This window comes from Pseudomonas sp. PS02303 (assembly GCF_029959925.1).
GTDB lineage: Bacteria > Pseudomonadota > Gammaproteobacteria > Pseudomonadales > Pseudomonadaceae > Aquipseudomonas > Aquipseudomonas mandelii.
In genome coordinates this window covers 1-10,228 of record NZ_JASCOM010000210.1, presented here as the reverse complement: position 1 = coordinate 10,228, position 10,228 = coordinate 1, and the positions used below count along the sequence as shown (strand labels likewise).

General features: G+C 61.4%; 8 protein-coding genes. 1 reads left to right on the top strand and 7 read right to left on the bottom strand.

What is annotated here, in order from left to right; translation table 11 throughout:
• Nucleotides 1-65 precede the first annotated feature (65 nt).
• Genes QMX98_RS27600 through QMX98_RS27585 form a run of 4 tightly spaced genes read right to left on the bottom strand, consistent with a single transcriptional unit; the run spans nucleotide 66 to nucleotide 4,771 of the window.
• Entirely contained in the window at nucleotides 66-563 is a 498-nt protein-coding gene (locus QMX98_RS27600; RefSeq protein WP_077750391.1) for a GNAT family N-acetyltransferase, read from the bottom strand.
• A gap of 12 nt (nucleotides 564-575) precedes the next feature.
• Nucleotides 576-2,672 (bottom strand): HlyD family efflux transporter periplasmic adaptor subunit, encoded by a 2,097-nt coding sequence (locus QMX98_RS27595; protein WP_282411676.1) that lies wholly within the window; start codon nucleotides 2,670-2,672, stop codon nucleotides 576-578.
• Entirely contained in the window at nucleotides 2,673-3,992 is a 1,320-nt protein-coding gene (locus tag QMX98_RS27590) for an HlyD family efflux transporter periplasmic adaptor subunit (RefSeq protein WP_282411675.1), read from the bottom strand.
• Nucleotides 3,989-4,771 (bottom strand): efflux RND transporter periplasmic adaptor subunit, encoded by a 783-nt coding sequence (locus tag QMX98_RS27585; RefSeq protein ID WP_077750394.1) that lies wholly within the window; start codon nucleotides 4,769-4,771, stop codon nucleotides 3,989-3,991. Before QMX98_RS27585 ends, QMX98_RS27590 begins: the two co-directional genes overlap by 4 nt.
• Before the next feature lie 497 nt (nucleotides 4,772-5,268).
• On the opposite strand from QMX98_RS27585, the gene QMX98_RS27580 reads away from it, so the two are divergent.
• Entirely contained in the window at nucleotides 5,269-5,958 is a 690-nt protein-coding gene (locus tag QMX98_RS27580; protein ID WP_282411674.1) for an NYN domain-containing protein, read from the top strand.
• Here the strand turns inward: QMX98_RS27580 and QMX98_RS27575 are convergent.
• Genes QMX98_RS27575 through QMX98_RS27565 form a run of 3 tightly spaced genes read right to left on the bottom strand, consistent with a single transcriptional unit; the run spans nucleotide 5,939 to nucleotide 10,040 of the window.
• Nucleotides 5,939-7,414 (bottom strand): efflux transporter outer membrane subunit, encoded by a 1,476-nt coding sequence (locus tag QMX98_RS27575; protein ID WP_282411673.1) that lies wholly within the window; start codon nucleotides 7,412-7,414, stop codon nucleotides 5,939-5,941. The two genes, QMX98_RS27580 and QMX98_RS27575, sit on opposite strands and share 20 nt — an antisense overlap.
• Nucleotides 7,411-8,478 (bottom strand): HlyD family secretion protein, encoded by a 1,068-nt coding sequence (locus tag QMX98_RS27570; RefSeq protein WP_010464922.1) that lies wholly within the window; start codon nucleotides 8,476-8,478, stop codon nucleotides 7,411-7,413. Before QMX98_RS27570 ends, QMX98_RS27575 begins: the two co-directional genes overlap by 4 nt.
• 26 nt (nucleotides 8,479-8,504) lie before the next feature.
• Nucleotides 8,505-10,040: an MFS transporter gene (locus QMX98_RS27565; RefSeq protein ID WP_282411672.1), complete on the bottom strand. Its 1,536-nt coding sequence runs from the start codon at nucleotides 10,038-10,040 to the stop codon at nucleotides 8,505-8,507.
• Nucleotides 10,041-10,228 lie beyond the last annotated feature (188 nt).

Sequence of the window (10,228 nt, the reverse complement as noted above, 5' to 3'; positions counted from 1 at the left end):
CATTCACATCTATGGTGACTGATACTCCGCCATCGCGAGCAGGCTCGCTCCTACAGGGGGTGGATTCAGCCTTGTGGATACCACACCAACCGCTCCGCCGCCGGGCTGCACTCTTCAACCTGAAACCCCAGCGCCAGGTAATGCTGGCGCGCATGGGGATTGTTGGCCCAGACCACCGTAGCCACCGGGCAGCGGATCTGTTGGGCGGCTTGTTGCACACCTTGCAGCACCTTGCGGCCAAAACCCTGGCCGCGGGCCTGTGGAATGAATGCCAGGTACAACACGCGAATTTCATTGGGGCCAAAATCGGTGGTCAGCGCGCCGATGGCTGTGTCGAGCTTTTCAATCACGTAATGCATCGCGTTGGGGAATCGCTCCCCCAATCCCTGTTCCTGCACCTGAAATTGCTGGGCGACCACCTGCTCAATCACTTCTCGATCGCCGTCGATCCATTGCAGATCCGGCCGCGCCGCCTGGTAAAGACTGTGCAAAAAAGGCCCATCGCTGGTCCGCGAGGGCCGAACCACCAAGCCATCGGCCGCTACTGATTCGGTATTCGCCATCACCTGCTCTCCTTAGAAACCGCTTTCCCTGACACCCAGCGCCGCCATGCGGCGCCAGGCCACGCCCAACAACGACTCGCCGCTGCCCTGCAACACCACCACGCCGCGCAAGGGTTGCATCGGCGTCGGCGCGGCTTCGAGGGTGCTCAACCGCGCCCCGTATTGTCCCTGCACCGGCTCAGCCCGTTGATGCGCATCCCGGCGCACGGCAATCGGCCCGTGGTGATCGGACGTCAGCGCTTCCTGATCGACATAGGCCGCGCCATTGGTGTCGATTTCGGTCAATCGCACGGCGATCGCCGGGTGCATCGGATCATCGGCAATGAACCGCCCGGTGGCCCCCGGCGCCACGCGCCACAGTTCGGCTTCGGCCAGATAGCCACGCAACCGTGCACCGTCTTCAACGACCCGCGCCAGAGGATCTTTGGTCGACAACCAGCGACCTGCCACCAGTTGCGGCAACAGATCGCGCACGGTGCCGGCGTGGGGCGCGCGCAGCAGCAGACGTTCACGCTGGGCGGCCAGCCCGCGATAGTCGGCCACCGCCTCCGCCAGACGTTGCTCGACAATCCCGGCGTCGGCGGCGGTTTCGCTGCGACTGGCCTGACGGCGCATCTGCAACTGCTGGATCTGGATTTCACGCCGGACGATGGCCTGGCGCGAGTCCAGGTCCGGCGATTCCAGTTCGATCAGCACCTCACCCTGGGCAACCACCTGACCGTCATGCACGTTCACCGTTTTGACCCGCGCCGCGACGGGCGCGTGCAACGCACTGGCGCGTCCCGCTTCCAGCATCGTCGGCAGCTCCACCGCACTGCGCCACGGCAAAACCAGCACCAGCACCAGTCCGAGCAAGGCCAGACCGCTGAGCAACACGCGGGGAACAGAGGCTTGCTCCCGTCGGCTCCACCATTGCCGCCACTCACTCAAGATCGGCAGGAAGATGAACCAAACCAACTCCACCAGCATCAGGAAAATCCCCAACACCTTGAAGAACAGGTGATAGACCGCCAGCGCGATCCCGAGAAACAACGCCGCACGCCACAGCCACGCGCCATAGCCCCAGATCAGCAATCGACGCTGCATCTTCGGCGACCAGGGCTCCGGCGCCGCAGCCCCATAGCCGAACAAAAACTCGCGCAACCGCCAACGACACAAGGCAAAGGCTCGCCCTTGAAGGTTGTCCACTTCCCAGAAGTCGCTGAGCAAAAAGTAACCATCAAAGCGCATGAACGGGTTGAGGTTGATCACCAGCGTGGTGATCCAGGTGGCACTGGCGAGCATGAATGCAGCGGTGCGCCCGGGACCGTCCGGCAGCAATGACCAGACCAGCAGTGCAATGCTCGCCAGCAGCAATTCCGCCAGCACACCACCGGCGCCGATCAACAGTCGCGCACGACGATCATTGACCCGCCAGGCATCACTGACGTCGGTGTAAAACATCGGCAGCAACACCATGAACGCCACGCCCATGCTCTGCACCCGACAACCCGCGCGCTTGGCCATGAAGGCGTGGCCGAACTCGTGACAGAGCTTGGCAAAAAACAGCGCCACACCGAACGCCAGAGCGCCGCCGAGACTGAACAGATGCGGGAAGGTGGCGATAAACCGCTGCCAGTCCCGCGACACCAGAAACACCCCGAGCCCCAACGTCACGGGCAACCCGTAGCGCAGCGCCCGCGGGCCGAAGCGCTCGATCCATGGCCAGGCACGATTGAGAAAAGCGTCGGGGCGCCACAGGGGAATGCGAAAAAACAGGTATTGGTGCAGCAGGATCTGCCACAGCGTCTGACGCTGGGCGGCTGCCTTCAGGCTGTAACTGGCGCGCTGTTGCGGGTCGAGTGCGCTGATCAGGTCGTGGCCACGCAAAAAGCCCAGCAACTGCTCAAGCTCAGCGCCATCGAGTGGCAACCCGGGCTCGCGGTTGGCGGCGCGTAACACCTGCTCGGGATCCCCCAACGACCAATGACGCAGCAACCGCATCGCGGCGGCACCGAGTTTGAAATAGCGCCCGCGCACTGGGTCGGCGAGGGTCCAGCGCGGCGAGCCATCGAGGGCCGGAGTCGCCACGGACAGTTGCAAGTCGGCCCGCAGGCTCGGCAGGCTCATCTAAAGCCCCACACTCTGGCGCAACCCGGCCAGAGGTCGACGCAGCAGGTACAACGCCAACGGAGCACGGTCGCCGAAAATTTTAGCGGTGCCGCGCAGGCCGATGCGCGGCGGTGCGCCCTCGAAATTCGCATCCAGGCGATAAGCCAGTTGTCCGGCAGCGGTGGGTTGCGCCTCATAGGCCGAGCGTTCGAGTTTCGCCAAGTGCCGCTGCAACGGATCGCTGTCGAGAAACAGCGCGACTTGCGCGCCGGGCTCAAGGGATATCGCGTCGCCCACCGCCAGTTCGATGCGCAACTCGGCCTGGGTCGGGTCAGCGATTTCCATCAGCCGCTCGCCGGTCTGCACCGGCTTGCCGGTCCAGCGCTCCGCATCGGCGAACACCGCGATACCGCCGCGCTCGGCGCGGACTTCACTGCGTTTGAGCAATTCGCGGGCGTAATCCCGTTCGGCGCGTTTTTGCTCGGCTCGCGCTGCCAGCAGATCGATCTTCGAGCTGGACTCGGCATCGGCGAACGAGCGTTGGGAATTGGCCTTCAGTTCAGCTTCGGCCACCCCCAAGGCGCGTTCGGCCACATCGGCCTGGGCCTTGAGCGTGGTGCTTTCGAAGCGCAGCAACAGGTCGCCGGCTTTGACCGTCTGATTGGGTTTGACCAGGAATTCGGCAATCACGCCGTCCAAGGGCGCAGCCACCACGCGGCCGCCCAATGGAACCACTTCTGCCGGCGCCAGCACCGATTGGCGCACCGGGATCAGCAACCCGAGCAACAGCACGGCGACCAGTGCCACCCGACGTTTTCGGGTCCAGCGCAGCCGCCACGGTTTGCGCGGTTGCAGCGCCAACCAGGCATGGCTGTAAGTGTCGCCCAGTTGCGACAGCAGCACTTGCTCGGAAGGGTTCCACGGCAGGTCCCGCGCCAGCCACAGCCCACCGAATACCTCGCCCTGGTGATCGATCAGCGGCAGCCAAAACACCTGAGCCGCCGAAAGACTTTGCCAATCGGCCTGAATCGATTCGCTGAGGACATTCGCCGGTATCACCCTTGCCTGCTTCAGCACATCGGCCTTGAACAACTGCGCCACGGCCTGCTCGACGAACGCCACGAATGGCGCATTCGGGTCGACGGCACTGACACCCGTCACCGCCTGCACCTTGCCGGCAATCAACAGCGCCGCATGACGAAAACCAAACAGCGCCTGCCCGTCATTGACCAGGCTGTAGGCCAGTTGCGCAGGCGTGCGCGCAGCGCGGGTCAGGCGTTCGAGATCAAGAAACCTGGCGAAGACCTGTTCGGCACCGCTCGCAGCGGGCGCGTTCATTTAAGCTCCGCGAAACGCGCCGTGCCGCTCATGCCGGCCAGCAAACCGTTGGCATTGGGCAGTGTTGCAACCAGCAACAAGGTCTGGCTGCCTTCATCAATTCGAGCGCCGAGGCGTTTGACTGTGGCATCCAGCGCTTGACCGGTTTCATCGGGGACAAAGCTGAAGGTCTGACCGGGCTTGAGCCGGGCCATCCAGCGTGACGGCACCAGCAGATGGATCTCCAGCGTTCGATTGTCTACCACATCCAGCAACGGTGCACCGGCCGCCACGCTTTCATAGCGTTTGACCTTGCGCTCGACGACCTGGCCATCGAACGGCGCCAGCACGCTGCAGCGTTTCACCTGAACCTGATAAACCTGAGACTGCGCCTGCGTCTCGCTGACTTTGGCTTGAGCCCGCGCCACTTCAAAACGCCCGACCGAATTCAACGCCGCCAGCTGTTTGTTGTGGGACAGCTCTTCACCCGCACCACGGTTGGCAGCCTGCGCCGCATTGAGCTGGGCCTGATAAGCGGAACAATCGAAACGCGCCAGCGTATCGCCCTTCTTGAACGACTCGCCCTCACTGAACGGCAGCTCGACAATGCGCCCGGACAACTCACTGGCGAGCACCGCCTGATCCCGGGCACGCAACACGCCCCGGGCCTCGCTGCTGGCTGTCGCATTGCTGCCAGCGGTGCTGTTTTCCAACAACGGATCGTCTGACGCGGGCGTTTGCGCGTGTACTGCGCAGGTCACAACGGTCAATCCAATAACCCAAACACAAAAACGCCGCATAACCGTATCTCCCTGACGGATGAGCGGAGTCTATGACAGGGTGGGTGGGCGTCAAGTGGATAGATGTCCTTGGATAGAAATGTGCTGTTTCAAAATTGCCTGATTTCTCAGCACGAAAACGTGGGCTTTCCTTCAGTAGCTATCGGTAATAAATCCCACATCAGATTGGGAACGTACTTTCAATCGATACGGAGAGCAGCGATCGACACTTCAAACCTTTATCGAAATGCAGCACCTCAACACTCTTCCTGTAGCAATTACTAATAACTCAGGCCGATAACGCCTTGACCATCACCAAGGTCGGCGATCAAAACTGACTCGCCGGCGCTGGAAATCCTTCAATCGAGTCAAATGTTGATCAGCCAGTGGGTTGACGTATATGACACACCCGACTTAGGATTCCCCAACTGAACCCCGTACGCAGAGATTAAATTCACTGGCCGTTGGGGTGAAGAAACCGGCTTCGGCCGGTTTTTTCGTTTCAGAGGATTGAGTTTGTGCGAACCGCGTTTTTTGTCGATGGCTACAACGTGTTCTATGGATTACTCGCGGGCACGCCATACAAATGGCTCAATCTGAAAAGTTTGCTGGGCCATGTCGCTTACATCGAGAATCCCCAAAGCTCATTAATCTCGGTTGATTACTTCACCTCATCCGTCAAGCCAGAGCTTGCAACTCGCGGCCGAGCCTCCAAAGAAGCTCAAGACACCTATTTGCGTGCATTAAAAGCAACCAACGTTGCCGTTCACTACGGTCGCCATAAGCTTGAGCCCGCGAAAGCACCTCGCTTCATTGACAGAAAAACTGGCGCCTCTCGCCAAGACAAAGTCGACATCTGGAAGCTTGAAGAGAAAGAGACAGATGTCCACATTGCGATCAGCATGTATCGCACAGCCGCAAGACAGACCAAGCTCCATGCTAATAAACAAATCGAACAGCTAGTCCTGGTATCCAGTGACACAGACATGACTCCAGCCCTGAACGCAATTCGAGAAGATTTTCCTGACATGAAAGTCGGGGTCATTCTTCCTCACCGTGCCGAGTTAAACCGCCCATCACCAGGTTCTTTGAAGGAGCACTCTCACTGGATGCGGCGTGTCGTCACCTCTGAAGAGTTGCAGGTACACCAATTTCAAGCACGGGTACCGACCCATAAGGCTCCCGCCATCAAACCGGATTACTGGTAACGACACTAGCCAACGGATACACCGACTCCCATCCCCCACCCAACGCCTTATACAAACCCACCATCGCCAGCGACACCCCGGTCGAGCTCTCGACAAACTGCTCCTGTGTCGCCAACAAGGCGCCTTGCACTGTCAGTACGTTAACGAAATCCACCACCCCTTCCACATATTGCTGCTGCGCGGTGCGCAGGGCGATCCGGTTTTGGCGGACGGCTTCGGCGAGGCTGTCGCGGCGTAGTTGGCTGGCGTTGTAGGCGCTCAGTTGATCGTCGATTTCATGCCAGGCGCGCAGGACGGTTTGCTGGTAAGCGATGGCGGCTTCCTGTTGCTGGGCCTCGCGTAAGTTCAGGACCCCGCGCAGGCGGCCACCATCGAACAGCGGCAGGCTGAATTGCGGGCCGATGCCGAACGAGCGCGAGCCCCAGGAGCCGAAATCGCTCAGTTGCATGGCTTGCGAACCGATGTTGCCCGACAGGGTAATCCGCGGATAGAAGTCCCCCTTGGCCACGCCGATGCTCGCAGTAGCGGCGTGCAGTCGGGCTTCGGCCTGACGAATATCCGGGCGGCGTTCAGCCAATTGCGACGGCAGGCCAATGGCGACCTGGCGCGGTGTCGAAGGCACGGGGGCGTCTGTGGATAACTCGGCCTGGAGCGCTTGAGGCGGTTCGCCCATCAACAAGCTCAGGGCGTTGATCAGTTGTGACTGGCGCTGTTCCAGCGCGGGCAGACGCGACTCGATGGCGGCGACTTGGGCAGCCGCTTCGGCGACATCAAGGTCAGTGGCAACGCCGTCGGCCAGACGCAGTTGCGAAAGCTTCAGGCTGTGCCGGGCGACCTCGAGGTTTTGCTCGGTAACGGCCCGCGTGCTCTGCACGCCGCGCAGTTGAATATAGTCCTGAGCGGTTTCGGCGAGCACCGACAGCAGCACCCCACGGCGATCGTTTTCCGCGACTTCCAGGGTCGCATCGGCGGCTTCGGTTTCGCGGCGCACACGGCCCCAGAAATCCAGTTCCCAGGAAGCGGAGAAGCCGGCGTCCCAGAGGTTGAACGCCGAATCACCGTTGTTGCCTGATGGGTCGTTCAGACCTTCTCCGCTGTTGCGTTTGCGCCCGTAGCTGCCGGTGGCGGCGGTATTCGGATAACGGTCGGCCGTGATGACCTGACGCGCCGCACGGCTTTGCTGCAAGCGGCTGCTGGCGAGTTTCAGATCGAGGTTATCGGTCAAGGCGCGCTGGGTCAGGGCCGTGAGTTTTGGGTCGTTGAAGACGTCCCACCAGCGTTCGTTCATGTCGGTGGATACCGCTTCGCTGGCGGCGGCTTTTGATGGTTTTGACCATTCAGTGATTTTTTGGGGTTGAGGCTTCTGGAAGTCGGGGCCGACGGTGCAGGCGGAAAGGCTCATGACCAGCGAGGCGCACAGGGTGAGTTGAGGCCAGTGGCCAACGAAGATCTTCATCGCTGAACCACCTCGGACGCAGTCGCCTCACTGGCCGTATCAATCCTCGCCTCCACCGACATCCCCACCCGCAACCGCTCGGCCAATGCCTGCCCCGGATCCAGAATGATCTTCACCGGAATTCGCTGCACCACCTTGGTGAAGTTGCCGGTGGCATTGTCCGGTTTGATCGACGCAAACGTCACACCGGTCGCCGGCGCGATGCTCTCGACGCGCCCCGTCAGGACCTCGCCACCGAGGCTGTCGACACGCACTTGCACATCCTGCCCAGGCTTCACGTCGGTCAGTTGGGTTTCCTGGAAATTGGCGACCACGTAAGCCTGTGCCAGCGGCACCACCGCCAGAATCTTGCTGCCCGGCGTTACGTAAGCGCCGACCCGCACAGCCCGCTCGCCCACCATGCCGTCCTGAGGGGCAACGATGCGCGTGTAAGACAACTCGTAGCTGGCCATTTCCAGCGCCGCTTGCGCCCGCTTCAATCCACCGTCGGCCGCGTCGCGCTGAGCCGTCAGGATCTCAACCTGCTTGCGTTCCGCCGCCAGCACCGCCGTGACGTTGGCCAACCGCGCGGAGGCCTGATCGATGCGCGTGCGCGCTTGCTGAGCATTCTGCACAGTGCCGGCACCGACCCCGGCGAGGTGGTTGTAGCGGTTCAGTTCATGCTCGGCGAAGGCCATTTCAGCCTTGGCCGACACCACCGTGGCCTGGGCCTGAGCGATCACCGACGTCTGGCGTTCAAGGGTCGCCTTAGCATTTTGCAGTTGCGCCCTGGCCACCAGCGTTTCGGCATCGGCGGCTTGGGCGGCGGCACGCAGGTCGCGGTCATCGATCAACGCCAGCAACTGCCCGGCCTTGACCTGCTGGTTGTCTTCCACCAGCACTTCCTTGATGAAACCCGCCACGCGAGGCACCACCAAGGTGAAGTCCGCCGAGACAAAGGCATCATTGGTGTTCTGCTGGGTGCGCTTACCGAAAACGCCTGGCGCCAGCAGGTAAATCAGCACGCCGACCGCCACCACTGCGGCGACGCCGACAGCCACTTTTTGCTTTGTTTGAGTCGTCATAAAAACCTTCTGTTTCAGTGAAGCATTCATGTCGGTACGCGCGGTGGATAAATCCGCGTCGGCAGCCAGAAAATCAGCAAGATCAACGTCAGCGCGACGCCGGCCATGCACAGATAAAGATCCGATGCCGTCAGCACCACAGCCTGCTCATGCAGCCGATGGGCAAGGCCGGCGCTGTCGCTGTCGGTCAGAGGGGAGTTGCCGAGGTTGTCCACCAGCATGGTCGAATGGAAATGCAGCCGCGACGTGGTCAACGCCTCGATCACCCCGGTGGCGACCACCGCTGACAGGCCTTTCACGGTGTTGAACCAGGCCGAGGCATACGGGCCTTCCATCGGCGTGATGCTGCCGGTCGAGAGCATCAGCAACGGCAGCACCGCCATGGGTTGACCGAAGATTTGCAGCCATTGCAACGCGTAGAAATCGTCGCGTATCCACACCGAGGTGAGCTGCGAACCGCCGATGCATGACAGCGCCAACATGCTCAAGCCGAGCCCCAGCACCCAGCGGCAATCGACCCAACGCAGGTTGCACAGCGCCGCCACCAACGGCAGCGCGATCAACTGCGGCAGGGCCGCCAGCAGCATGATCGGCGCGGTCTGAACCGGGCGATAACCCTGAACCTGCGCCAGATAGCTGGACGGGATGATGATCACTGCCAGCAGCACGACCAACACGCCGGCCAGGGTCAACAAGGCGAACGACAGGTTGCGGATGCCGAGCATCTGCATCTTGAAAAACGGGATCGGCTGCGACCATTCATTGATCAAAAACAGTACCAACAGCAGCAACCCACCGCCGAGCAATCCGCAGATCAGGCTCGACTCGAACCAGTCGAGCCGATTGCCTTGCAGGATGCCGATCACCAACATGCAGATCGCCGGAAAACCCAGCAGCAAGCCGCGCCAATTGAACTGCTTGAAGCGCTCCAGACGCAGCGGATCCTGCGGCAGACCGTAAGCCACGGCAGCCATGGCAATCAGGCACGGTGCGATGATTTGCCAGAAGGTCCATTGCCAGCCGACGTACTCGGTCCACAAACCGGCCAGAGGGGTCCCGAGCCCTGGGCCGAAGGTGGCCGTCAGCGCATACCCCGCCAGACCGTATAGCTTCACATTGGCCGGTAAAAAGCGCAGCGCGACGGTCATCAGCATCGGCGGAAGTGCGCCGCCGGCCAGGCCTTGCAAGGTGCGCATAACCAGCAGGCTTTCGTAGGTCGGAGCGAACGGGCACAACACGCCCAGCAGGGTGAAGGCGCTGATGGCGCAGAGGGTGAAACGCCGCAGCGAGAACGTCACCGCGCACCAGGGCGCGAAGGCCATGGCGGCTACCGAGGTCGCCGTGTAACTGGCAACCAGCCAGGTGCCCTCGTCGTAGCCGATCGCCAATGCGCCGCGAATGTCAGCCAGCGCGACCTTGGTCACCATCTCGTTGAGACCCGACACCAACACCGCCAGCAACACGCCCACCAGACCGATGATGATCCGCGGGCCGAAGACCGGAGGCGTAACGGCGGCCGGACTGGCCGAGGCGAGAGGTGCCGTGACCGTGAGGGAAGTCATTTGGTGCAAGCTCCGGGGGTTGAATACCGAAGCATTTTAAGAAGTGTGGAACCTGACGAAAATTGACTTATGGGCAGGTTATAAGTGCGCTCTATGCAGCAATACAAAACCCCTGTGGGAGCGAGCCTGCTCGCGATAGCGGTGGTTCAGTCAACATCTATATTGAATGTGATGACCCTATCGCGAGC